Annotated in this window: 20 protein-coding genes; 14 read left to right on the top strand and 6 right to left on the bottom strand. The window is 65.4% G+C overall.

Translation table 11 applies throughout. From position 1 onward, the window contains the following. The first annotated feature begins 4 nt into the window (after positions 1-4). From LGM56_RS24870 to LGM56_RS24825, 10 genes are all read left to right on the top strand, one after another. Complete coding sequence (locus LGM56_RS24870; protein WP_226207044.1) at positions 5-2,251, top strand: hypothetical protein; 2,247 nt, start codon at positions 5-7, stop codon at positions 2,249-2,251. After that, positions 2,248-3,729: a virulence factor gene (locus LGM56_RS24865; protein WP_226207043.1), complete on the top strand. Its 1,482-nt coding sequence runs from the start codon at positions 2,248-2,250 to the stop codon at positions 3,727-3,729. The genes LGM56_RS24870 and LGM56_RS24865 overlap by 4 nt, the downstream gene beginning before the upstream one ends. 9 nt (positions 3,730-3,738) lie before the next feature. Next, positions 3,739-4,002: a PAAR domain-containing protein gene (locus LGM56_RS24860; protein WP_011352637.1), complete on the top strand. Its 264-nt coding sequence runs from the start codon at positions 3,739-3,741 to the stop codon at positions 4,000-4,002. A 128-nt stretch (positions 4,003-4,130) separates the two neighbouring features. Then, positions 4,131-5,468, top strand: a complete 1,338-nt coding sequence (locus LGM56_RS24855) for a virulence factor (RefSeq protein WP_226207042.1) — start codon at positions 4,131-4,133, stop codon at positions 5,466-5,468. A 430-nt stretch (positions 5,469-5,898) separates the two neighbouring features. Continuing rightward, entirely contained in the window at positions 5,899-6,990 is a 1,092-nt protein-coding gene (locus LGM56_RS24850) for a toxic anion resistance protein (RefSeq protein ID WP_226207041.1), read from the top strand. A gap of 20 nt (positions 6,991-7,010) precedes the next feature. Next, on the top strand, positions 7,011-7,757 hold the full coding sequence (locus LGM56_RS24845) for a VWA domain-containing protein (protein ID WP_089495210.1): 747 nt from the start codon (positions 7,011-7,013) through the stop codon (positions 7,755-7,757). Positions 7,758-7,801: 44 nt separating this feature from the next. Next, entirely contained in the window at positions 7,802-8,818 is a 1,017-nt protein-coding gene (locus LGM56_RS24840; RefSeq protein WP_089445994.1) for a DUF475 domain-containing protein, read from the top strand. A gap of 100 nt (positions 8,819-8,918) precedes the next feature. After that, positions 8,919-9,575, top strand: a complete 657-nt coding sequence (locus LGM56_RS24835; RefSeq protein ID WP_089425818.1) for a TerD family protein — start codon at positions 8,919-8,921, stop codon at positions 9,573-9,575. Between the two features lie 51 nt (positions 9,576-9,626). Next, the gene (locus LGM56_RS24830; RefSeq protein WP_226207040.1) at positions 9,627-10,499 is read left to right on the top strand and encodes a hypothetical protein; all 873 of its coding nucleotides are present in this window, start codon (positions 9,627-9,629) and stop codon (positions 10,497-10,499) included. A gap of 142 nt (positions 10,500-10,641) precedes the next feature. Beyond that, a complete protein-coding gene (locus LGM56_RS24825) occupies positions 10,642-11,262 on the top strand; it encodes an HAD family hydrolase (protein ID WP_226207039.1) in 621 nt (206 codons plus the stop codon). 9 nt (positions 11,263-11,271) lie between these two features. Here LGM56_RS24825 and LGM56_RS24820 read toward each other — a convergent pair whose 3' ends face one another. Beyond that, complete coding sequence (locus LGM56_RS24820) at positions 11,272-12,381, bottom strand: fatty acid desaturase (RefSeq protein ID WP_226207038.1); 1,110 nt, start codon at positions 12,379-12,381, stop codon at positions 11,272-11,274. Positions 12,382-12,586: 205 nt separating this feature from the next. Between LGM56_RS24820 and LGM56_RS24815 the strand changes: the two genes are divergently transcribed. Next, positions 12,587-13,624: an AraC family transcriptional regulator gene (locus LGM56_RS24815; protein ID WP_226207037.1), complete on the top strand. Its 1,038-nt coding sequence runs from the start codon at positions 12,587-12,589 to the stop codon at positions 13,622-13,624. A gap of 61 nt (positions 13,625-13,685) precedes the next feature. On the opposite strand, the gene LGM56_RS24810 is transcribed toward LGM56_RS24815, so the two are convergent. From LGM56_RS24810 to cysD, 5 genes are all read right to left on the bottom strand, one after another. Beyond that, on the bottom strand, positions 13,686-14,735 hold the full coding sequence (locus LGM56_RS24810) for a lactonase family protein (protein ID WP_226207036.1): 1,050 nt from the start codon (positions 14,733-14,735) through the stop codon (positions 13,686-13,688). Further along, positions 14,722-16,089, bottom strand: a complete 1,368-nt coding sequence (locus tag LGM56_RS24805; RefSeq protein ID WP_226207035.1) for an MFS transporter — start codon at positions 16,087-16,089, stop codon at positions 14,722-14,724. The genes LGM56_RS24810 and LGM56_RS24805 overlap by 14 nt, the downstream gene beginning before the upstream one ends. A gap of 303 nt (positions 16,090-16,392) precedes the next feature. Further along, on the bottom strand, positions 16,393-17,580 hold the full coding sequence (locus LGM56_RS24800) for a helix-turn-helix transcriptional regulator (RefSeq protein ID WP_226207034.1): 1,188 nt from the start codon (positions 17,578-17,580) through the stop codon (positions 16,393-16,395). A gap of 137 nt (positions 17,581-17,717) precedes the next feature. After that, a complete protein-coding gene (gene cysN / locus LGM56_RS24795; protein WP_226207033.1) occupies positions 17,718-19,640 on the bottom strand; it encodes a sulfate adenylyltransferase subunit CysN in 1,923 nt (640 codons plus the stop codon). Beyond that, entirely contained in the window at positions 19,640-20,620 is a 981-nt protein-coding gene (gene cysD, locus LGM56_RS24790; RefSeq protein WP_226207032.1) for a sulfate adenylyltransferase subunit CysD, read from the bottom strand. The genes cysN and cysD overlap by 1 nt, the downstream gene beginning before the upstream one ends. A gap of 130 nt (positions 20,621-20,750) precedes the next feature. Here cysD and LGM56_RS24785 point away from each other — a divergent pair, with 130 nt between their 5' ends. Genes LGM56_RS24785 through LGM56_RS24775 form a run of 3 tightly spaced genes read left to right on the top strand, consistent with a single transcriptional unit; the run spans position 20,751 to position 23,883 of the window. Further along, positions 20,751-21,860 carry a DUF1214 domain-containing protein gene (locus LGM56_RS24785; RefSeq protein ID WP_226207031.1) on the top strand — a complete coding sequence of 370 codons (1,110 nt, stop codon included), beginning with the start codon at positions 20,751-20,753 and terminating at the stop codon, positions 21,858-21,860. Next, positions 21,857-23,050, top strand: a complete 1,194-nt coding sequence (locus LGM56_RS24780) for a sulfotransferase family protein (RefSeq protein ID WP_226207030.1) — start codon at positions 21,857-21,859, stop codon at positions 23,048-23,050. Before LGM56_RS24785 ends, LGM56_RS24780 begins: the two co-directional genes overlap by 4 nt. A 41-nt stretch (positions 23,051-23,091) precedes the next feature. Further along, complete coding sequence (locus LGM56_RS24775) at positions 23,092-23,883, top strand: SDR family oxidoreductase (RefSeq protein WP_226207029.1); 792 nt, start codon at positions 23,092-23,094, stop codon at positions 23,881-23,883. The last annotated feature ends 1 nt before the right edge of the window (position 23,884 follow it).

Raw genomic sequence — 23,884 nt, 5'->3', positions numbered from 1 at the left:
CAACATGTTCAACTACAACTTTTCGCAGAACCCGGACGACCCGTCGAAGATGGCGGTGGGTGGTGGAGCGGGGACGACGCTGTTCAATCGGAACGACCTCCAATGCGTGATGCAGATGCCGCTGCCGGGCGTCGTCATTTTCGTTCATGGGGTGAATTCGGAGGGCGAGTGGTTCAAGGACGCCGAGGAAGGGCTGTGCGCTGGATTGAACCGGCGCATGGGGCGGTATGACGATCAACTGTTCCATTTTGGGCCGGTGGCCGGGCAGATGACGCCGGTCAGCTATATCGAAAGCCTGACACCTGACGGATTTCTGAATCCGGAAATGTCCTCGCAGACGTACATCAAGTCCGATCCGTCTTTTTCGCCTGTCATTCACTTCCGGTGGGGCTACTCAGCGAATGCTGACGAGCTGAAGAAGTATGGCGACAAGATCATGCTCAACGAGAACAATTATTGGGGCGGCGGGCCGTTCGCGGGCGGGTGTTCGAGTCTGCCGGATCTGTGGAATGACGGGTTGCACGACCGGCTTTTTCTGTGGCTGACCGTCCAGCACATGAATTCGATCGGCAATCGCAAGATCTATTCGACACCGCCGCGCGCTTATGGCGTGCTGGGTGCACTGCGACTTGCGCGCCTGGTCGAATGGATCCGCAAGCGGCAGGCCGACGTGCCGATCACGATCGTGTGCCACAGCCAGGGAAACATGATCGGGCTCGCCGCTGCATTCCTTGGCGACCGGTTGCCCGAGGTGACGGATCAGTGGGGCAAGACAGGACGCTGCGTCGCGGACACTTATGTTCTCGCCAATCCGCCGTACAGCCTCGTGGAGAGCAACTTCACCGATACCTGGGCACAGCGCGGGGTACGCGACAAGAACGGGCACGTGGGGCGCGAGACCTATGTCGCACGCAAGGAAACGCTGAGGGAGTACTTCGATATCCTGCGCGCTCAAGCCGATCTCGAGATGCCTGCAGAGGATCTCGATCGGGCAATGGAAAACGCAAGGCCGTCGAAGAACGGGGGGAAGCCGTATAGCGCTGCCAAAGATCGGGAGGCGCACGGGTTGTACGGGACAAACACCTACGGAAGAGTGACGCTGTACTGCTGCCCGCATGATCAGGTCATTTCAGCTCTGACCGTTCAAGGGATCGGCTGGCGCGGCATGAGTATTGAAGAGATCAGTGCGACGAACGCATGGGGTGTTTTCTCGCAACGCGTGTTCGCGTCGAATTTCGAAGTTGGCGGTGACAGCAAGCTATACCGGTATTGGGAGGATGACTGGCGTAGCAGCAAGAACAAAACGGAGGGTTTTTGGTATCCGCCATCACCGCCCGCGCGGTACGGGTTTGCGCGAGGCATGCATTCCAATGAAGGGTGGATCGCGAAGTTTTTCACGTTTGTAACGAGCCCGGCCGTTTACCTGTTCAACTTGTCGGACATGGAGGTCAATGCCCTGCCTCCGGAAAAATGGGAAATACCGATTACCGCACCGATGCTCGACAAGGAAACGCGCTTCTTTCCAAAGGCGTTGCGCTATGGCGAGCCATCGGGTGCGCGCGATGCGAACGGGAAACAGCTCGAAGGAGGAGACTTCAACGAGGGCTACGATCCGCCGTCGGCTGGGCTCGATGCAAACAAGAAGAACAAGCGGGATGACGATCCGTACGACAACTTCGACAAACAGTCGGAAAAATTCGCCACTCCTGAGGGAGACGCGCTGAAAGCGAAGGGCAACGCAGCATCCGAGGCTGCGCAGCGATACGAGGATCATTCCATTCTCCGGATGGAAGCGCGAAGATCAGGGAACCGCCGCTGGGTCAACGAGGCAGGAAAAGTGATCGGAGAGGACAATCCGGACGCAGCGAGCGCTGATTATATCGAATGGAGAAACAAGGAGATCTTCGCGATCCTGAACGGAGGGGACAAGAACAACCCCACCAACCATTCGACCATCATGACCAACAAGGACCATGCTGAGAGGGCACTGGCCTATGATGTGGCGATCGGCCTTTGTTATCTGACAGAAGATGACTTTGAGAATGCAAGACTTCAGGCCGACTGGCGATTCGCCAGCGAAGTAATGAAGGGTGATCCGAATTTTAAGTTGGCTGATTATATAAACACTGGAAAGTATGGGGATTTATTTTTGCATGATTGGGCAAAGAAAGATGAGCATGCAAAGATGCCGCCAAAGATACATGACGAGCGAGATGGCGGATTTTTCCTGAAGTTGGGAGGGATTTTATGAGAGCGGTCATTGCCACTTGGCCGCGTCGGGTCGGGGTTGCTGGTCTTGCATTGTTCCTTGCTTCAGGGGCATCGTTTTTGATATTGATTTCGTCCGGCAAGCCGGCGGGAGAGTTATTGAGTATGGGGAATCTGATGAAACGACTGGTGCTGGTCCCTGGCCTCGTGGCAGTCATGGTGTTTGCATTTGCAACGGTGATTGCAACTCCACGCGCAGTCGCTGCATCGTCGGCCGATAAGGCAACTCCGATTGCTGGAGCTGGTTCATCCAAACCCTTCGTTGCTCAGGTCGTAGGGCTTGGCTGGATGAATCCGCTTCAACGCAGGGATTACCCTACCGAGTGGCAAATATTGTGGACACTCGGCCTGGTCAAGCCGAACGCCAACGATGATATGGTTCGAACGAATCCGAGTAAATATTCGACGTTGCAGCCAATTTCCATTGTTGCGGATGGTCGTCACGGGCGCGAATCTTTTTCTGGTTTTTATGAGAAATATGTCGATAAACTGCTGATACTCTTCCGTGTGCCGTATTTTACTGGCGAAGGTTATTTTTATACAGTCAGCCCGAGCGAGCAACGAAAGTGGCGAGAGTTGGCAGGCATGCATGTCGAGCTGGCAGTTCCTTCTGGCCGAGTTGATCCTGCGTCGGCTGGCTCCTATCTGCGCGACCGCATCGTTACCATCTTCGAAATCGGTAATCCGTCCGCGAAAAATCTTTGGACCCGTGATACGCCACCCGATGTACACGTGACGGCAGGGCAAGGGAATGCTGGTTTTACGTCATTGAACGCAGCGCTGGACTATCTGGCTGCACATCCGGACAAAAGCGCGTGGGTAATGAATTGGGATGCGCCGAACTTTCCGCCGCAAGATGGACAGATCAACGAGAACATGGTGGTGCTGTTTCTGGCTGGCCCGGATATGAAGACCGAGCGTGAGCCGCTTGCCTGGATCGGCAAGGCTGCACGAGGCAACATCAAGGATTTCGAGGCTAAGCAAGGCGCGAGCCGCGCGGTACAGGCATGGAAGTCGACGATCGATACGGCGGCGAGCAATGCGGGTGTGCCCGTATCGTCGTTGAATTTCGTCGTGCACGACGCAGGAAAGGGCAGCGATGCTGCATCGACGCGGATCGCCTCGCTGTCGCAAACGCTGACGGAAGTGTTGCCGGAATACGACTTCCGTACGCAGACTTTCAACACATCAGCGTTGCTCGGCGACATGGGCGCTGGCGCGGCGCTGACGGATGTCGTACTCGCGATCGGCCGAGCGAATCACCTCGGCGGAAACGTGCTCGTTGCAGGAACGACCGACAGCGAGCATCCGACCGCGGTGGTTGTCGTCGCCCCTTCGAAATTGACGCCGATCGACACCAGCAAGAACTGGTTCCGCGCACGTGGCGGAAACAGTGCGTACCTGCCTTGGTGGGGGCGCCGTCACGATTCGGGCCCGACGACACAAGGCTATTCGGAATAAGGAGCCCGCATGCGCGGCATCATTCGGGTCGGTGACGCGACGAGCCATGGCGGCCAGGTCGTGACCGGCAGCGCGGTCAGTGAAGTGATGGGGCGGCCGGTCGCCCGGCTCGGCGACACGTGCGTCTGCCCGATCTCGGGGCATCAGGCCTGCTTTATCGCCGAAGGCGATCCGCAGGTGATCGTCGACGGAAAACCCGCGGCGTTCGACGGTCACAAGACTTCGTGTGGCGCGACGCTGATTTCGAGTCTGGCGTCGTCCGGGAGGGAATGAGTCGTTGGGACGATTGTCACGACGTACTCGCCATTGGGAATGAAGACGCGGGTTCCGGTTCCGGCCGGGCTCCGGTGCCTGCTGGTCGACAGCCAACGTATTGCTGACCAGCTTGATTAGGAATATTCATGTCCCGTCTCACTCTTGTCAGACACGTCGAATCCGTTGTGATCGCGGCAGCGACAATCCTGTCGGTCGTGCCGGTGCGTGCGGAGATGAACGCCGCATCGACGCAAGCCGTCGAGGGTGCATCCGCAGTCCCGTGCGTGGCCCAGGTCGTCGGACTTGCATGGCTCAATCCGCTGCAACGGCGCGACTATCCCACCGAGTGGCAACTGCTGTGGACGCTCGGGCTGGTCAAGCCAAATAGCAACGACGATATGGTGCGGACCAAGCCCGCGAAATACACGACCTTGCAACCGATATCCATCGTCGCGGATGGTAGCCGGGGCCGTGAGTCGTTTTCCGGGTTCTATGAAAAGTATGTCAACGAACTCCTGGTACTTTTTCGCATTCGCTATTTCGTGAACGGCGACTACTTCTATACCGTCAGCTCGCGCTGGCGGTGGAATTGGAGAGAGCTGGCTGGCATACACGTCGAGCTGGCCATTCCCGGCGATCGACTGAATCCCAAGCGGGCAGCGTCATATTTGCGCGGCGAGATTGCAAGCATGTTCGAAATCGGCAACCCGTCCGCAAAAGATCTGTGGAGCCGCGATACGCCACCCGATGTCCACGTGACGTCAGGTCAAGGCAACGCCGGCTTCACGTCGCTGAACGCCGCACTGGATTATCTGGCCGCTCACCCCGACAAAAGCGTCTGGGTGATGAACTGGGACGCGCCGAGCTTTCCGCCGCAGGACGAACAGATCAACGAGAACATGGTGCTGCTGTTCCTCGCCGGCCCGAATCTGAAGACCGAGCGCGAACCACTGGCCTGGATCGGCAAGGCCGCACGAAGCAACATCGACGATTTCGAGACGAAGCAACGCACGAGCCGCGTGGTGCAGGCATGGGCATCGACGATCGACGCGGCGGCGAGCAACGCAGGCGTCACGGTCTCGTCACTGAATTACGTCATTCACGACGCAGGCAAGGGCAGCGATGCCGCATCGACAAGGGCCGCCGTGTTGTCGCGATCACTGACCGAGGTGCGGCCGGGATACGACCTTCACACGCAGACCTTCAATACGTCGGCATTGCTCGGTGACATGGGTGCCGGCGCGGCCTTGACCGATGTCGCGTTGGCGATCGGCCGAGCGAAGCACCTCGGCGGAAACGTACTCGTGGCGGGAACGACCGACACCGAGCATCCGACGGCAGTGGTGGTGGTCGCACCGTCGAAGCTGACGCCGATCGACACCAGCAAGAACTGGTTCCGTGCACGCGGTGAAAACAACGCGTATTTGCCGTGGTGGGGCCGTCGTCATGATGCACGTCCGGCGTCGCAGGGCTATTCGGAGTAAAGCCCGCCACAGGACGATTGCCTCAATGTATCGCGCGTCTGCATGACGGGCTTCGGCGGACTCGCCGCCGCTTGATGCGTCGCGACAATGGTTCTCGCGCATTAAGCAATCTGTAACAATCAGTGGAATGGCCAGAGGTCAATTCTTTCAAAATACTTTCTGTTATTCGCTACCTACGTTTCCCGAGAATTGCAGGTCCTCGCACCATCAAGGCATTTGTCCTCACGTCACCGGGAGCCGTATCGAGACTTCCATCGCATACATTACGAAGCGTATGGATATTGAAAGATTCGCATCTCTTGACGCACCGCGTCGTCGCCCTTTATTGTCCGTCTGCCGCACGTGAGAGAGCACGACGGCAATCGCGGATGCGCGCCTCGCGCGCATGACAACACGCAGCAGAAAGCAGAAAAGGAAACGTGGTAGCCACATGAAGCCGCTCTTCGATGACAAGAACTCCGATGCGGTCAGCGATCGTCCTTCCACCCCGTCTTCGTCACCCGTCGCCGTGCCCGCCGCCGCCGTTGCCGTGCCGGCTGCACGCCCGGCGGAGAACGTCCGCCTGATCACCGTCGACGAGATCGACCAGCTCGGCGCGACGCAGGGCACGCGGATCGCGGCCTTCTCCCAGCAGATTCTCGCCAGCGTCCGCGCGTCCGATGCCGACCAGTTCGGCGACAAGCTCAACGAACTGATCGCGACCGCGAAGGGGCTCGACCCGCGCGGCGCCGACAAGGGCGGGCTGCTCACGCAGGTCACGCGGCTGTTCCGCTCGACCAAGGAGAAGCTGCTGTCGCAATACGAGTCGGTGAGCAAGCGGATGGACACGCTCGTCGTCGAGCTCGAGAACCATGCGCAGCGCCAGAAGGCCGGCATCGACGAGCTCGAGCGGATGTACAACGACAACTACGCGCTGCACCAGGCGCTCGCGCAGTCGAAGGCACACGGCGAAACGGCGCTCGCGGCACTGCGGGCGCATCTCGCGGCCGGCCAGCAGCCGGTGGACGACGCGTTCGCCGCACAGCGCCTGCTCGACGTGAAGCGCACGGTCGACGCGCTCGAAAGCAAGCTCGACGACCTCGACCGCGCGATGCTGATGTCGAAGCAGCTCGCGCCGCAGATCCGGATGGAGCAGGACCAGAAACGCACGCTGACGTCGAAGTTCATGACGATCAAGACCGTGCTGATCCCCGCGTGGACCAACGCGTTCGCGCTCTACCTCGAGCAGCTCAGCACGAAGCGCGCGGCGGCGCTCGCCAATGCGACGTACGACGCGGCCGACGAGGCGATCCGCGCGCAGGCCGACCTGAACCGCCAGAACGCGCAGGAAGTCGCGAAGCTGGGCCAGCGCCCGGTGATCTCGACCGACACGTTCGAATACGCGCAGCAGCAGCTGTTCGGCGCATTCGACGACATCACGCAGATCATCGCCGACGGCCGCCGCCAGCGTGAGCAGGACGCACCGCGCCTGCGCCAGCTCGAACAGGACCTGATCACCCGATTCGCTCCGAAGCACAACTGAAAGAACCGAGAGAACACCGCATGATTACGCTTGAGAAACGCGCGGCGAAGGTCGCGATCGTCCTCGAAAAACGCCAGATCCTGAAGCCGCCCGTCGTGCGCGTCGGCGCGGCGCTCGACATCTCCGGCTCCGCGAAGCCGCTGTACCAGTCGGGCGTGATCCAGGACACGCACGACCGGATTCTCGGCATCGCACTGAAGTTCGACGACAACGGCGAAGTCGATACGTGGACCTTCACCGAAGGCTACGACCGCCTGCCGACCGCGACGCCGGACAACTACGGCTCGTATATTTCCGACCACGTGCTCAACGCGCGGATCGACAAGTGGGGCGGCACGCAGTACGCGCCGGTGATGAACGACATCGTCGACTTCTTCTTCCGTGCGCCGGAGCCGTCGCCGAAGCGCGAAGAGAAGCGCGGCTTCCTGAGCCGGCTGTTCGGCGGAGCGGACGAGGCGCCCGCGCCGGCCGCCGCCGCGCCGGTGAACGGCCATCTGCCCGCATGGGTGCTGTTCGTCACCGACGGCCAGAACCCGAAGAACGACCGCAAGCGCGTGCGCCAGCTGCTCGCCGAGTCGCAGCACTACCCGCTGTACTGGTCGCTCGTCGGCGTCGGCGATCCGAGCGAATTCGGCTTCCTCGCGGAAGTCGCGGACGAGATGCCGAACGTCGGCTTCCTGCATCTCGAATCGCTCGACGTCAGCGACGAACAGATCTACGACCAGCTGATCACGCAGGAATTCTGCAACTGGGTGCGCGCGAAGTAAGCGCAGCCCGCACGCCTTTTATCCCGAACTCGATTACCCCCATCATGTTGAAAGACTTCAAGATCCCGTTGTCGCTCACGGTGCTCGCGCTGATCGCGGCCTATCTCCTCGGCGGCGTGAAGGACATGCTGATCGTCGCGGTCCTGTCGGTGCTCGAAATCTCGTTGTCGCTCGACAACGCGGTCGTCAACGCCTCGGTGCTCAAGAACTGGTCGGAGAAGTGGCGCAACCGCTTCATGGTGTTCGGCCTGCCGGTCGCGGTGTTCGGCATGCGGCTCGTATTCCCGCTGCTGATCGTCGCGGTGATCGGCCACATCGGCATGTGGGACGCGCTGAAGCTCGCGATCGAGTCGCCGGCGCAGTACGCGTCGATCCTCACGTCCGCGCATCACCAGGTCTCGGCATTCGGCGGCGCGTTCCTGCTGATGGTGTTCTTCAAGTTCATGCTCGACACCGAGAAGGACGAACACTGGATCGGCTTCCTGGAAGGCCCGATGAGCCACCTCGGCCGCATCACGGCGCTGGAAGTGGCGCTGACGCTCGCCATCATCATCGTCGCGTCGCTCTACGTGCCGGCAGCCGAGCAGGTGGCCTTCCTGCTCGCGGGGGCGTTCGGCGTGATCAGCTTCGTGATCGCGCACGGCATCGGCGACCTGATCGGCGGCGAAGAGACGGGTACGCGCGTGGTGCGCGAAGGCGTCGCGGGTTTCATGTATCTCGAAGTGCTCGATTCGTCGTTCAGCTTCGACGGCGTGATCGGTGCATTCGCGCTGTCGAACAACATCTTCCTGATCGCGCTCGGCCTCGGCGTCGGCGCGGCCTATATCCGGGAGATGACGCTCGTGCTGCTGAAGAAGGGCACGCTCGCGCAATACCGTTATCTCGAACACGGCGCGTTCTGGGCAATCGGTGCGCTCGCAACGATCATGTTCCTCGGCGTGAAGTTCGAGGTGCCCGAGGTCATCACGGGCCTGGTCGGTGCGGCGATGATCGCGGCGGCCGTGTGGTCGTCGATCGTCGTGCAACGCAAGGAAGACCGCACGGCTGTAGCGGGCGAGTGACCCCGCGTCGCGTGCGGGTCGAACACCATCAACGAGGGGCCGCGCAGGGCGGCCCGGCATTGCCGCCGGCACAACGGCGGTTCCAGCAGAAGAGGTTCAGATGATCAATTTGTCGAAAGGCGGTCGCGTCAACCTGTCGAAGGAAGCGCCCGGCACGCAGAAGTTCCGCATCGGTCTCGGTTGGGATGCGAACGCGACGGACACGGGTACGGACTTCGATCTCGACGTGTCGGTGTTCCTGTGCAAGTACGACGCGCAGAGCAATCCGAAGCTGATCTCGGATCAGCACTTCGTGTTCTACAACAGCGAAGTGCGCACGATGGAGCGCAAGGACACCTTCATCCAGCCGGGCGACGATTTCCCGAAGCGCGGGATGCCCGCGTCGAAGTGCCTGGGTGTCGTGCATAGCGGCGACAACCGCACGGGCAGCGGCGACGGCGACGACGAGGTGATCTTCATCGACATGACGAAGTTGGCCGCGGACATCGAGGAAATCTCGGTGGTCGTGACGATCGACCAGGCTGAAGCGCGCCGCCAGAATTTCGGCCAGGTGCGCAACAGCTACATCCAGATCGCCGACGAAGTGTCGGGCGCGGTGATCGCGAAGTACGCGCTCGAGGAAGACTTCTCGATGGAGACGTCGGTGCAGGTCGGCAGCTTCTATCGCCGCGATGGCCACTTCATGTTCAAGGCGGTCGGCGCCGGCTACAACCGTGGCCTGGGCGACTTCGTGCGCGCGTACGGCGGCGCGGTCTGACTGGCGGCAGCCCGGCCGGCGGGATACCGCCGCGCCGGGCAGGAAGCAGCGATGACGAATCCGTCCGACGAGCCGAAGCGGCTCGAGTTCGATATGACGCCCGAGCGCACGCCCGGGCGTCTTGCGTTCGACGCGCCGCCCGCGGCCGCGGCGCCGGTTGCGCGCGGGCCCGAGCGGCCGGCGCCGCAGGCGCTCGACTTCGGGCCGGCGCCCGCGTCCGGCAAGACCGTGCGAACGGCGCCGGCCGAGGCGGTCGGCCGTGCGGTGTTCGGCGAATCGAACCATTCGCAGCTCGAAGCGTGCTTCCGCGCCGCGCAGGCCAGCTTCCCGAATCTCTATCCCGACTACGCGCCGCGCATCGAGCGGCACATCCGGCAACTGGTGCCGCTCAAGCTCGCGACGATCGCGACGATCGGTGACGGCGCGCTGGAGACGGCGGGCAACCTCGTCGAGGCCGTGGCGGCCACGACGCGTGAATTCAACGAACTCGGCGCGGCCGACATGATGGCCGGCATGCTCGCGCAGGCGACGCGCAAGGCCAGCATGTTCGAACGCTGGTTCGGCGCGGCGACGGGCCATGTCGACTACCGTGCGGCGATCGGGGCGCTCAAGCAGTCGCTCGGTTTCTTCCCGCGCCGCACCGAGGATCTGGCTGCGAAGGTCCGCCATGCGGAAGAAAACCTCGTGGTCGTGCTCGCGGCGCTGAGTGCGGTGTCGGACGTCGTGCGCGCACCGGACGATGCAGGCGTCGAGCGCACGCTGTTCGACCGCCGCAACATCGTTGGGCAGGCGGTGCAGCAGATCCGCATGCAACCCGCGCAATTGCGCGGGCTCGACGAGCGCGTGACCGATCTGCTGTCGCGCGCCGATCATCTGATGAACGTCGTGCTGCCGGCGGCGTTGGCGGCGCGGCCGCAGCGCTGAGCACACGGCGCGACGGGCACGAACGCGTGCGCTGCGGCGCGCGTGTTCGCTGCGCAGGCCACGTCGCGTCACGCCATTTCACGTGCACCGGCGCGAGTCTGCTATCTTCCCGGGCATCTCATCGCTTTCCCGCCGATTCTCCATGACTGACCGCATCGTTGCCGCATTCGATTTCGACGGCACCATCACGACGACCGACAGCTTTCGCCATTTCGTCCGCTATGCGGTCGGCACGCCGCGCTTCGCGTGGGCCGGACTGCGCGCGCTGCCGTGGATCATTGCGATGAAGGCCGGGCTGCTGTCGCGTGGCGATGCGAAAGCGAAATTCGCGTCGTTCGCGTTCGGGGCGGTGCGCGAGGAGGCGCTCGATGCGCAGGCGCGCACGTTCGTCGATACCTATTTGCCGAGCCTCGTGCGCCCGGAAATGCTCGAACGCATCCGCGAGCATCGGGCACGCGGGCACGAAGTCGTGCTGGTGAGCGCGTCGCCGTCGCTGTATCTGGAGAAGTGGGCGAAGACGGCCGGCATCGATGCGGTGCTCGCGACTCGGCTGGCGTTTGAGCGTGGCGCCTTCGTCGGTCGGCTCGACGGCGAAAACTGCTGGGGGCCGCAGAAGGTCGTGCGGCTGCGCGGGTGGTGGGGCGACCGGCCGCCGAAACAGTTGTTCGCGTACGGCGACAGCCGTGGCGACAAGGAAATGGCCGAACTCGCGAACTGGTCGTGGATCCGCGGGCAAGGGCCGATGCCGCCGATCGGCGGTTGAGGCGGTGCGTTACGCGTCGGCCTGAGCCTGGCGCGTGCCGCGCGCCGGACGATAGCCGCTCCAGCGATTTGCCCGCGCGAACGTGCCGACGTCGTTGAAGCGCACGCCGACTTCACGCAGCGCCGCATGCGCGGTGCGTGCGGTCAGCTGGCGGATGTAGAACGGGTCGCGCACCACGAAGTGATGGATCGCGTGCGTGCTGCCGAAGTTGAAGCAGAACAGCTGGAACGGCAGCATCCACCACGGGTTGAGCACCTGCGTCTGCTGGATCACGTTGCGCGAGTCGATGTCGCCGAAGTAGTGCATGTTCGAGCTGACGAAGTTGATGCAGAAGCTGCGCACGAAGTTCGGCCCGAGCCACACCACGGCCAGGAAATCGACGACGCTCATCACGCGCTCGACCATGGCCGGCACCGTCACCGGGTAGCCGAACGCATGCAGCGCGAACAGGCCGACGTGATAGACGATGAACGCGTGCCACAGCACGTAATACACGTGACCGACCGGCATGTACGACGACACCTGCTCGACGCGCAACTGCAGGCGCTCGGACGGATCCTGCACCGGCTGCGCGGCCACATACTGCTTCACCTTGCGGCGCATCGCGGTGGGCCGCAGCACGACGGCGAGCATGCCGTCCGCGATCATCAGCAGGCGCTTCACGCCCCAGCGCTCGCCGTTCGTGATGCCGAATTCCTCGAGATCCGATTCGCCGCCCGACACCTTGTGGTGATGCAGGTGCATGCGCCGCCGCGTCCACGGGTTGATCGTGCCGGGCCGCGTGAGCCAGCACAGCGCCATCATCAGGTGATAGGCCCACGGCGTCTTCTTGAAGTACATCAGGTGGATCAGGTCGTGCTCGAGCTCGTGGATCAGCGACGTGACGAACGCGGCGAGCGGCAGCGCGACGTACCACGCGATCGATCCGCGCGCATACAGCCACGCGATCGCGAGCATCGCGCTCACGGAGACGGCCATCACGGTCGCGCCGACGAGGTTCTGGTTGTCGAGCAGCGGAAAGCGCGCGCGGATCGCGTCGCTCGCGGCATTGACCTCGCGGCGGACGTACGCGACCTTGTCCGCGTCGTGGCGAAAGGCGGTTCGTGCGGGTTGGCTCATCGACCGGGATTCCTGCGGAAAGGGTGGGGCGCAATGCCGATGTGACAAGCATAGGCGCGCACCGGACCGCACGCGAGGGCCGCCGGTGCCAATGGTGGTGTCATTTCGGGCCACGATGGCCGGCCGGCGCGGCTAGAGTCACGCCCCGGTGTCATTGCGGGCCAGCGACGCTACAATCCGCCGAAACCGCTCCGGAGTCCGCCGCATGGTCCTGTCCGTCCCGGATGCCGCGCGCCAGCTGAACAAGGCGACGGTGTCATCCGCGTATGCGCTGTTCATGCTGATGCTGGCCGAGGAGCGCGGCATCGACGGCGGCCGCCTGCTGGCCGGCTCGGGCGTCGAGCGCGACCGGCTCGCGCAGCCCGATGCGCGCATCACGCCGCTGCAGCAGGCGGCGATCGTGTTCAACCTGCTCGACGCGACGGACGACCCGTCGATCGCGATCGAGATCGGCCTGCGCAGCAGCCTGACGAAAGCGGGACTGATCGGCTTCGGGCTGATGAGCTGCGCGACGCTCGGCGAGGCGATCCCGCTCGGCATCCGCTACCTGCCGACGCGCGTGCCGTTCTTTTCGGTGCGGCTCGCGCAGCTCGACGGGATCGTCGACATCGACGTGCTCGAGGCGTTTCCGCTCGGCCGGCTGCGGCAGTTCGCGGTCGAGAACTTCCTGGTCGAGACGGCGATCCTGTTCAATTCGCTGCTGCATCCGGTGCCGGGGCGCACGCTGCAGTCGCGTGCCGAACTCCATTTCGAATGGCCGGAGCCGCCGTGGTTCGAGCGTTATCGCGCGCGGCTGCCGCGCTGTCATTTCGACGCGAGCGCGAACCGCATCCGCTGCGATGCCGCGTTGCTCGACGAGCCGATCGGTACCGCGAACGCGCACACCGCGCAGATGATCGTGCAGCAGTGCGAGGCCGAGCTCGCGCGGCTCGGCTATGCGGAAAGCATCGTCGAGCGCGTGCGCAACCTGCTGATTTGCGGCGAGGGCGGCTATCCGTCGGTCGACGACGTCGCGCGCGAACTGCATGTGTCGGCGCGCACGCTCAAACGCAAGCTCGCCGAGTACGGCGCGACCTATTCGACGCTGCTCGACGAGATCCGGTTGCGCGACGCGCTGCGGTTGCTCGAAGGCACGCGGCTGCCGGTCGACGAGATCGCCGCGCGCGTCGGCTATACGGATCGCGCCAATTTCACGCGCGCGTTCAAGCGCTGGACGGGCGTCGCACCGAGCGAGCGGCGCTGAACGCGGTTACGCACCGGCCAGCGTGGAGGGCCTGCTGCGTCATGCGTCGCGCGTCACGGCTTCAGACGATCGCGACCCAGTTCGCCCCGCGTCCGCCCGGCACGCGTGCGTGCGGCGACAGTGCGCCGTCGTCCGGCGCGATCGCATACACCGACACATATTCCGACTGTTCGCCGCAGGCGACGAGCCAGCGCCCCGACGGGTCGATCGCGAACCCGCGCGGCTGCGTTTCGGTGGCGGTCGCATGCGCGGGTTCGAACGTGCCGTCTCCGGTGCGGCGATAGCAGAGCAGGCGGCTCGACGTGCGTTCGCTCACGTAGGCGAAGCGCTCGTCGGGCGTCAGGTGCAGGTCGGCGGCCCAGACGGACGGTTCGGTGGGCGCGGGCGGCCGCGCATGGCCTTGCGCGAGTTCGGCGACGGCCGGATGGCGCGCGCTCACCTGCGCATCGCCGAGCCGGCCGGTGTCGGGGTCGCGCGCGAACGTCGCAAGCGTGGCCTGGAATTCGCTGACGACGACGAGCGTGCGGCCGTCATCCGCGAATTGCAGGTGACGCGGGCCGAACCCGGTCGGCACGCGCGTTTCGCCGTGTTCGCGTGCGTGCAGGCCGGCCGCGTCCTCGACGAGCGCGAAGCTGAACACGCGATCCGAGCCGAGCGAGCTGACGTACGCGAAACGGTTGTCCGGCGACACGATCACCGCGTGCGCGTTCGCGATGCCGCCCGTAACCTGCAGCGGCGTGCCGTCGCCGTCGCGCACGCGCACGGCGTCGTAGAGGCTCAGCGAATTCCCGCCGTACGACGCGCCGAGCAGCCAGCGGCCGCTGCAGTCGAGCGACAGGTACGCATGGCTCGCGTCGATCGCGGTGGTGCCGATGCGCACGAGCGCGCCGGTGGCAGGCACGACGCGGAACGCGACGATCGTCGGTTGTTCGCCGCGCGTCGCGACGTAGAGCCGCGCACGGTCGGCCGGCACGGCGATCGGCATCGCGACGTCGGCCGCGGGATAGCGGGTGAGCGGCGCAAGCGTGCCGTCGGCCGCGAGCGAGAAGGTGGCGAGGTCGCCGTCGGCGGCATTCGAGACGACGACGGTCAGGCGGTCAGTGTTCGGCATGGCGGAGCATCGAGGCGTTCGTGAAGGACGCGTCGGCCGGCAGGCCGCGCGGCGGATCGCTGCGCCGGTGCGTGCGCGCGAACAGCGCGGCGACCGCGGCGACGAGCGAAGCGATCGCGAGCGCATACAGCCCGCCCGTGATCGAACCCGTATGTTGCTTCAGATAGCCGAACGCCGTCGGTGCGACGAAGCCGCCGAGGTTGCCGACCGAGTTGATCAGCGCGATCACGGCCGCGGCCACGCGCGTGTCGAGATAGCCCTGCGGGATCGGCCAGAACAGCGACGAGGCGGCCTTGAAGCCGAGTGCGGCGAAGCAGATCGACGCGAACGACCATACCGGATCGTGCGACGTCGACGCGAACAGCCCGCACGCGGCGAGCACCAGCGCGACCGCGAGCCAGCGCTGCGGATGCTTCCACTTCGACGACAGCACCGCGAAGCCGTACATCGCGCCGATCGCGATCATCCACGGAATCGTGTTGTACAGGCCGACCTGGAAATCGGTGAGCCCGCCCATCTTGCGGATGATCGTCGGCAGCCAGAACGTGGCCGCGTAGATCGTCAGCTGGATCGAGAAATACAGGAAGCAGAACAGCATGATCTGCGGATCGCGCAGCAGCGCGGTGGCGCGCACCGGCACGTTCGAACGGACGTCGCGCGTCGCGCGCTCGTCGTCGAGCGCGTTCTGCAGCGCCGTGCGTTCTTCGGCCGTGAGCCAGGTCGCGTCGCGGATGTGCGATTTCAGCAGCAGCCAGCTCGCGCCGCACAGGGCGACCGAGAACAGCCCTTCGATCAGGAACATCCATTGCCAGCCTGCGAGGCCGAAACCGCGGATCGACAGCAGCGCGCCGGTGACGGGCCCGGACAGCACCGACGCGAACGCGGAGCCGCCGAGGAAGATCGCCATCGCCTTGCCGCGCTCCTGCGGCGGCAGCCATTGCGACAGGTACAGCACGACGCCGGGGAAGAAGCCGGCCTCGGCCGCGCCGAGCAGGAAGCGCAGCGCATAGAACGACGTGTCGTTCCACACGAACGCCATCGCGGCCGCGACGATGCCCCACGTCGCCATGATCCGGGCCAGCCAGATGCGTGCGCCGTAGCGCTGCATCAGCAGGTTCGACGGCACCTCGAACAGCGCGTAGCCGACGAAGAACAGCCCGGCGCCGAGGCCGTACGCGGCCGCGCCGATGCCGATCGACGCCTCGAGGTGGCGATCGACGAAGCCGACGTTCACGCGGTCGATGTAGTTCGCGATGAACATGATCAGCACGAGCGGCAGCACGTGCCACTTCACTTTCGAGACGGCGGACGCGAGCGGGTCGCGTCCGGGCAGGGCGGGCGAGGGCGGGTTCAAGCGTGTCTCCGGTCGGGCGGCGGCGGACGGGGCGGTGGCCCGCGTCGGCATCCGGGTGGCGGTCTGTGTAGTATGTCGTCGTATGACATGGTACGCCTGAGTGTCGATGAAGACGTCGCGGGTTTACCCGAAAATTACTCAGATACTGGGGAATTTCGTGAGGCGTGTTGGTGGGTTGTTCATGTCTGATGACGTATGACATGAGACGGGCGGGTGCCGATTGCTGCGTCTTCCGTCGCGGCCCGCACTGCGCGCGCGGGGGCATCGGCCGGGCAGCCCGTCCGGGAGCTGCCGGCGCCGCGACTACGCCATCGACACGACGCTGTTGAGCAGCGTCTTCACGAGCACGGCCTGCCGCGTCGCGCCCGTCTTCGCGAAGATGCCGCGCAGGTGCGCACGCGCGGTGTTCTTCGTGATGCCGGTCGCGGCGGCCGCTTCGTCGAGCGTCAGCCCGTCGACGAGCAGCAGCGCGATTTCGGTTTCCATCGGCGTGAGCCGAAACAACCGGTGCAGCATGTCGCGCGACGTCTGCGGCGACGATGCCGGATCGCGGACGAACACCGCGACGGCGGGCCGGTGCTGGCGGTCCTCCGCACCGCGGTAGGGCGCGAGCGGGCGCAGCAGCACGCTCAACGGCATCGCGCCGCCGGGGCGCGACAGCGTGGTGGCTTCGATGCGCGCGAGTGCGCCCGCGCGGAAATGCTCGAGCGCGGCCTGCAGCGCCTTCTGCAGCCGGCGTTCGTCGAGCGGGCAGGATGCGTGGAGCCGCTCCTGGCGCACGCACAGCCCGTCCTGCTGCTCGATCAGCCGCTCGGCGATGCGGTTGCGCTTGATCACGCGGCCGTCCTCGTCGACGATCGCGGTGCCGACGTCGAGCCGGTCGACGGTGCCCGCATACAGCGCGCGTTCGGCATCGAGCACGTCGAACGCCGCGTGCAGCTCGACCGCCCGCTGCAGGTGCGGCAGCAGCGTCGCGACCTGCGCGCGCTCGGTGGCGTCGAAATCGCGGCTGCCGTGCGCGCGGCTCACGAAGAACGCGCATTCGACGCCGCGTTCGCCGCGCATGTTCGCGCCGAGGATGTAGCGCAGGTCGAGCGGCTGCAGGTATTGCCGGTAGAAATCGTGCGCGCGCCACGCGGTTTCGCCGAACAGCCGGTCGGCCGTGAAGACCTGGCCGGGCGGCTGGTCGAGAAACGGGCACAGCGCGTAGAACTGCTCGCTGTACGACGGCTCGCCGGGCAGCAGCGGGCCATGCGCCGACGCGTTGATGATGAGCCCGTGCCGTGCGCCGCCCGGGTTGCGCAGCACCAGCGTCGTGAAGCGCGCGTCGAGCCGCGCGCGGACCGCTTCGAGGAAGCCGGCCCACGGGGTGGGCTCCGACGGGCCCTGATAGACGAGCCCGAGCCACGCGCTGAGTTCGCGCGCCGTCCACGCCGCGTCGTCGAAGCCGTCGTGCGCGGCCGGGTCGCCGGGCGCCAGCGCGATGGGCATGCTCGTGTTCTCCTGGTCGGGATGAAGGGTTCCCGGACCAGCATACCGGCCGGCTGGCGGCCCGCGTCACCCGAACGGAGTAGACGCCGCGGGCAAGCGGGCAAGCGGGCGAGCGTCGGGCCGCCTGCCCGAGGCACTTACGCCGCGCGCTCGCGCAGCAGGTACGCGACGATGCGGTCGGCCGCTTCTTCCGGCGACTCGGTGATCGTGTCGACGCGCAGTTCGGGCTGGGCGGGTGGTTCGTACGGCGAATCGATGCCCGTGAAGTGCTTCAGCTCGCCGCGCCGCGCCTTCTTGTACAGGCCCTTCGGATCGCGCTCCTCGGCCACCGCGAGCGGCGTGTCGACGAATACTTCGACGAACTCGTCGGGGCCGGCCATCGCGCGCGCCATGTCGCGCTCCGCGCGGAACGGCGAGATGAACGACACGAGCGTGATGAGCCCCGCGTCGAGCATCAGCCGCGCGACTTCGGCGACGCGCCGGATGTTCTCCACGCGATCGACCTCGGTGAAGCCGAGATCGCGATTGAGCCCGTGCCGCACGTTGTCGCCGTCGAGCAGGTACGTGTGCTTGCCGAGCGCGTGCAACCGCTTCTCGACGAGATTCGCGATCGTCGACTTGCCGGCGCCCGACAGGCCCGTCAGCCACACGATGCGCGGCGTCTGCGCCTTTTGCGCGGCACGCGCGGCGCGGTCGACGTCGACCGCCTGCCAGTGCACGTTGTGCGCGCGGCGCAGCGCGAAGTGCAGCATCCCGGCGCCGACCGTGTCGTTGGTGACGCGGTCGATCACGATGAAGCCGCCCGTGTGGCGGTTGCGGTCGTATGGGTCGAACGCGACCGGCCGGTCGAGGCTCAGGTTGCACACGCCGATCTCGTTGAGCGCGAGCGTGCGTGCCGCGAGATGCTCGCGCGTGTTCACGTCGATCTTGTACTTCGGCGTCGCGCAGGTCGCGCCGGCCGTCTGCGTGCCGAGCTTCACGAGATACGGGCGGCCGGGCAGCAGCGGCGCGTCGTGCATCCACACGAGCGTCGCCTCGAACTGGTCGGCCACTTCAGGCGGCGCGTCCGCGCGCGCGATCATGTCGCCGCGGCTGATGTCGATCTCGTCGGCGAGCGTGAGCGTCACCGCGTCGCCGGCGCGCGCGAGGTCGCTTTCGCCGCGTTGCGTGATCACCGACGCGACGCGGCTCTCCTTGCCGGACGGCAGCACGCGCACGCGCTCGCCGACGCGGATCTCGCCCGATGCGATGCTGCCCGCGTAACCGCGGAAGTTCAGGTGCGGGCGGTTGACCCACTGCACCGGCAGCCGGAACGGCTCGTCGCGCGTCACGCGCGCGGCGAGCGGCAGCGTGTCGAGATGCTGCATCAGCGTCGGGCCCGCGTACCACGGCATCCGCGCGCTTGGCGCGATCACGTTGTCGCCGCGCAGCGCCGACATCGGGATGCTGACGATCTCCGCCAGCCCGAGCTCGGCCGCGAACGCGCGATAGTCGGCGTCGATGCGCTCGAACACGGCGCGGTCGTAGTCGACGAGATCCATCTTGTTGATCGCGAGCACCACGCGCCTGATGCCGATCAGTGCGACGAGATGACTGTGGCGGCGCGTCTGCGTGAGCACGCCCTTGCGCGCATCGATCAGGATCACGGCGAGATCGGCGGTCGACGCGCCGGTGATCATGTTGCGCGTGTACTGCTCGTGGCCGGGTGTATCGGCGACGATGAACTTGCGTCGCGCGGTCGCGAAGAAGCGGTACGCGACGTCGATCGTGATCCCTTGCTCGCGCTCGGCCGACAGGCCGTCGACGAGCAGCGCGAAATCGAGTTCGCCGCCTTGCGTGCCGACCTTCCTCGAATCGGCCTCGAGCTGCGTGAGCTGGTCGTCGAACAGCATGTTCGATTCGTAGAGCAGGCGGCCGATCAGCGTGCTCTTGCCGTCGTCGACGCTGCCGCACGTGATGAAGCGCAGCAGGTCCTGGGTTGGTGCGTGCGCTTCGTCGGCGGCGCTTGCCTCGGGTGCGTGGTGCGCGAGCGCCTCGGGCGCGGTGAGAACGTGTGCCATCAGAAATATCCCTCCTGTTTCTTCTTTTCCATCGAACCGGCCGAATCGCTGTCGATCAGTCGTCCTTGCCGTTCCGACGTGCGCGTCTCGCGCATCTCCCGCAGGATGTCGTCGAGCGACGTCGCGTCGCTGTCGATCGCGCCCGTCAACGGATAGCAGCCGAGCGTGCGAAAGCGCACCTTGCGCATCTGCGGCACTTCGCCGTCGCGCAGCGGCAGGCGTTCGTCGTCGACCATGATCAGCGCGCCGTCGCGTTCGACCACGGGCCGTTCCTTCGCGAAGTAGAGCGGCACGATCGGGATGTCGTGAAGCTGGATGTACTGCCAGATGTCGAGCTCGGTCCAGTTGGAGATCGGGAACACGCGCAGGCTTTCGCCCTTGCGCTTGCGCGCGTTGTACAGCGACCAGAGCTCGGGGCGCTGGCGCTTCGGGTCCCAGCGGTGCTGTTCCGAGCGCAGCGACACGATGCGCTCCTTTGCGCGCGACTTCTCCTCGTCGCGGCGCGCGCCGCCGAACGCGGCGTCGAAGCCGTAATGATCGAGCGCCTGCCTGAGCCCCTGCGTCTTCCACACGTCGGTGTGCACGGCCGAGCCGTGCGTGAACGGATCGATGCCGTTCGCGATGCCTTCAGGGTTGATGTGCACGCGCAGGTCGAGGCCGAGGCGCGCGGCCGTCTCGTCGCGAAACGCGATCATCTCGCGGAATTTCCAGGTCGTATCGACGTGCAGCAACGGAAAGGGCGGCTTCGCCGGGTAGAACGCCTTCATCGCGAGATGCAGCATGACCGAGCTGTCCTTGCCGATCGAATACAGCATCACCGGGTTCTCGCTCTCGGCGACCACCTCGCGCATGATGTGGATGCTTTCGGCCTCCAGCCGCTCCAAGTGGGTCAACATCGTTCGTCTCCTTGTTTCATGCCGGCGCCGCGCGACATGTGCGGCGTTTCGTGCATGACACCGACGGTATCGGGCGAGCGGCATGCCGCTCTTCGTCCGGGTGGACTAAATCGCGGCACGGCGGTGGAGCGGATCTTTCCTTAGTCCACCCGGACGAAGTGGCGCGCGACGGCGACGCTTAAGGTGAGCGCTCGACCATCGGCGGAGACGACACATGACGGACGACACACGTGCCACGCAATTGCTTTCGGGCCAGACCTGGGCCGACTTCTGCGACACCCTGAAACGCAGCGGAGAACAGATCCTGCGCGCCGAGGCGCCGGACGATCCGCTGACGCGCGCGGAAGGATTCCGCTACCTGAGCCGGCTGATGCGTATCGCGCTCGAGATGCACGTCGAGTTCGCGGACGGTGCATGGCCCGGCTTTTTCTCGCCGTCGCACGAGACCGCGAAGATCGGCGCCGACAATCCCGACAACCTGTACCAGTACGCGCGTCTCGACGGCCGCTGCGAATATCGCGTGACGGGGCGGCGCGGCACGGTGGCCTACCTGAGCTTCGGCACGCAGAAGGGCGGCTACGAGACCGACGGCAAGATGCTGCAGACGGGCTTTCTCGACGCGAAGCAGCTCGAGATCGCGCCGGACGGCAGCGTCGAGATCGTGCTGAGCGAAACGCCGCGCGCGGGTAACTGGGTACGCATGGAGCCGGGCACCAACGCGTTGCTGGTGCGCCAGACCTTCCTCGACCGGCGCGCGGAAACGCCGGCACAACTGAAGATCGAGCGCATCGGCGCCGACGATCGCCCGGCGCCGCTCGACCCGCTCGTGCTGCAGGGCGGCCTCACGCGCGCGGCGCAGTTCGTCGAGCAGACGTCGAAGCTGTTCGCTGACTGGGCCGCGAGCTACCGGTCGCACGTGAATGCGCTGCCGCCCGCCGACCAGGCGCTGTGCCAGTCGGTCGGCGGCGATCCGAACATCTACTACTACCACTCGTGCTGGTCGCTGGCCGATGACGAAGCACTCGTGATCGACGTCGATACGGTGCCCGACTGCGACTTCTGGAACGTGCAGCTCAACAACTACTGGATGGAATCGCTCGATTACCGGCACTTCGACATCTGCGTGAACAAGCACAGCGCGCGACTGAATGCGGACGGCGGCGTGACGGTGGTCGTCGCGGCCGCGCGGCCCGGCAATGCGAACTGGCTCGATACCGCCGGGCATCGCACCGGCACGATCTGCTGGCGCTGGGTCGGCGCCGCGCAGCCGGTGCATCCGCGCACGCGGGTCGTCAAGCTTGCAACGCTGAAGGAGGCCGCATGAACGCGCCGCTTGACCGGATCCGCACGCTGCTCTCGGCCGACGGGTTGATCGCCGAAGCCGTGTCGCGCACGGGCGGACTGACCGCGTTCGGTGACGGGCCGTATCGCGAGGCGCTCGACGTGATGTGTGCGTCGCTGATCGACGAAGCGAAGCTGTCCGCGCGCGGCGCGGAGATGATGCGCGAGAAGCTCGTCGGCCAGCTCGTGAACCGGCTCGTCATCGAGGACTACTTCCGGCGTCATCCGGAAATCGCGGAGATCGCGATCGACGATCCGCTCGTGATCGTCGGCCTGCCGCGCACGGGTACGACGCTGCTGCAGCGCCTGCTGGCCGTCGACCTGCGCTTCCATACTGCGGCGTGGTGGGAAACCCGCTACCCGGCGCCGCTTGCAGGCGAGACGCTCGCCGAGCCGACGGTGCGCATTGCGCGTGCGCAAGCCGAGGTCGCGACGATGATCGACTGCATTCCGCAGATCCTGACGATCCATCCGCTCGATGCGATGCTCGCGGACGAGGAGTTCATGCTGATGGAGCATGCGTTCGTGTGCGCGATGGATTCGTATGCGAACGTGCCCCGCTATACGGCATGGCTCGCGCGGCAGGATCTCACACCGGTCTATACATACCTGAAGCGGATGCTGCAGTTCCTGCAATGGCAGAAGGCGCAGCGTGGCGTCGCGCCGGCCGCGCGCTGGCTGCTGAAGACGCCGCAGCACCTGCATGCGCTCGACGTGCTGTGCCGCGTGTTTCCGCGTGCGCAGGTCGTGCTCACGCACCGCGATCCGGCGCAGACGATTCCGTCGATGGCGAGCATGGCGCACACGTTGTGGCAGATGTATGCGGACGATCCGGATCCGCTTGCCGTCGGCGCGCAGTGGAACGCGGGGATGGCGCGCGCGATCGGTGCGGCGATGGCCGCGCGCGATGCGCTGCCGGCCGACCGCTTCCTCGACGTGCGCTTCGAGGACACGGTGTCGAATCCGCTCGGCGTCGCCGAGGCCGTGTACGCGTTTGCCGGGATGCCGCTCGATGCGCGGCAGCGCGCGGCGATGACGGACTGGATGGCGCGCAACGGCCGCGACAAGCGTGCCGCACACGACTATTCGATCGCGCGCTTCGGCTTCACCGATGCACAGCTCGCGCGCGACTTCGCCGCGTATCGCGCGCGGCACCTGCGGGCATCTGGCTGACGGACATTGCTCGCGAGATCCACGACAACCAGGAGACAACCATGTTGCTGAAGGACAAGATCATCGTGATTTCCGGGATCGGGCCGGGGCTTGGTGTGAAGCTCGCCGTCGAGGCCGCGCGCGAGGGTGCGCGCGGCGTGGTCGTCGCGGCGCGCACGCTGGAAAAGCTCGACGATGCCGAAGCGCGAATCCACGCACTCGGCGTCGACTGCGACGTGCTGAAGGTGCGGACCGACATCACCGACCGTGCGCAATGTCGCCAGCTCGCGACGCAGGCCGTCGAGCGCTTCGGCCGGATCGACGCGCTCGTGAACAGCGCATTCGTGCACGGCACGTTTCCGGAACCGGTGGAGGAAGCCGACCTCGACGGCTGGCGCGCGGTGTTCGACACCAACGTGTTCGGCACGATGGCGCTCACGCAGGAAGTCGTGCCGCACATGAAGCGGCACAAGCGCGGCGCGATCGTGATGATCAACACGCAGGCGACCCGCAAGCCGTTTGCAGGGGAAGGCGGCTACGCTGTATCGAAGGGGGCGCTCGCGGTTGCGGCAAAATACCTGGCGCGCGAACTCGGCGTGCACGGCATTCGCGCGAACAGCATCCACATGGGGTGGATGTGGGGCGTGCCGACCCAGACGTATTTCCGGCAGGCGGCTGCCGAGTACGGCATGACGGAAGAGCAGGTCATCGCGCCGATCGCGTCGAGCATCGCGCTCGCGAAGTTGCCGACCGACGACGACTGTGCACGCGCCGCGCTGTTCCTCGCGTCGGACTATGCGAATGCGGTGACGGGTGCGACGCTCGACGCGAATGGCGGCGATTTCATGCCCTGAC

It is taken from the genome of Burkholderia sp. AU38729 (assembly GCF_020419725.1).
Taxonomy (GTDB): Bacteria; Pseudomonadota; Gammaproteobacteria; order Burkholderiales; family Burkholderiaceae; genus Burkholderia.
The sequence above is the reverse complement of the archived record's forward strand: the minus strand, read 5'-3'. Positions and strand labels throughout refer to the sequence as shown.

Excerpts from the sequence above, each read along its gene's own strand:
- LGM56_RS24870 (WP_226207044.1), top strand. The coding sequence starts at position 5 with ATGTTCAACTACAACTTTTCGCAGAACCCGGACGACCCGTCGAAGATG.
- LGM56_RS24865 (WP_226207043.1), top strand. The coding sequence starts at position 2,248 with ATGAGAGCGGTCATTGCCACTTGGCCGCGTCGGGTCGGGGTTGCTGGT.
- LGM56_RS24860 (WP_011352637.1), top strand. The coding sequence starts at position 3,739 with ATGCGCGGCATCATTCGGGTCGGTGACGCGACGAGCCATGGCGGCCAG.
- LGM56_RS24855 (WP_226207042.1), top strand. The coding sequence starts at position 4,131 with ATGTCCCGTCTCACTCTTGTCAGACACGTCGAATCCGTTGTGATCGCG.
- LGM56_RS24850 (WP_226207041.1), top strand. The coding sequence starts at position 5,899 with ATGAAGCCGCTCTTCGATGACAAGAACTCCGATGCGGTCAGCGATCGT.
- LGM56_RS24845 (WP_089495210.1), top strand. The coding sequence starts at position 7,011 with ATGATTACGCTTGAGAAACGCGCGGCGAAGGTCGCGATCGTCCTCGAA.
- LGM56_RS24840 (WP_089445994.1), top strand. The coding sequence starts at position 7,802 with ATGTTGAAAGACTTCAAGATCCCGTTGTCGCTCACGGTGCTCGCGCTG.
- LGM56_RS24835 (WP_089425818.1), top strand. The coding sequence starts at position 8,919 with ATGATCAATTTGTCGAAAGGCGGTCGCGTCAACCTGTCGAAGGAAGCG.
- LGM56_RS24830 (WP_226207040.1), top strand. The coding sequence starts at position 9,627 with ATGACGAATCCGTCCGACGAGCCGAAGCGGCTCGAGTTCGATATGACG.
- LGM56_RS24825 (WP_226207039.1), top strand. The coding sequence starts at position 10,642 with ATGACTGACCGCATCGTTGCCGCATTCGATTTCGACGGCACCATCACG.
- LGM56_RS24820 (WP_226207038.1), bottom strand. The coding sequence starts at position 12,381 with ATGAGCCAACCCGCACGAACCGCCTTTCGCCACGACGCGGACAAGGTC.
- LGM56_RS24815 (WP_226207037.1), top strand. The coding sequence starts at position 12,587 with ATGGTCCTGTCCGTCCCGGATGCCGCGCGCCAGCTGAACAAGGCGACG.
- LGM56_RS24810 (WP_226207036.1), bottom strand. The coding sequence starts at position 14,735 with ATGCCGAACACTGACCGCCTGACCGTCGTCGTCTCGAATGCCGCCGAC.
- LGM56_RS24800 (WP_226207034.1), bottom strand. The coding sequence starts at position 17,580 with ATGCCCATCGCGCTGGCGCCCGGCGACCCGGCCGCGCACGACGGCTTC.
- cysN (WP_226207033.1), bottom strand. The coding sequence starts at position 19,640 with ATGGCACACGTTCTCACCGCGCCCGAGGCGCTCGCGCACCACGCACCC.
- cysD (WP_226207032.1), bottom strand. The coding sequence starts at position 20,620 with ATGCCGCTCGCCCGATACCGTCGGTGTCATGCACGAAACGCCGCACAT.
- LGM56_RS24785 (WP_226207031.1), top strand. The coding sequence starts at position 20,751 with ATGACGGACGACACACGTGCCACGCAATTGCTTTCGGGCCAGACCTGG.
- LGM56_RS24780 (WP_226207030.1), top strand. The coding sequence starts at position 21,857 with ATGAACGCGCCGCTTGACCGGATCCGCACGCTGCTCTCGGCCGACGGG.
- LGM56_RS24775 (WP_226207029.1), top strand. The coding sequence starts at position 23,092 with ATGTTGCTGAAGGACAAGATCATCGTGATTTCCGGGATCGGGCCGGGG.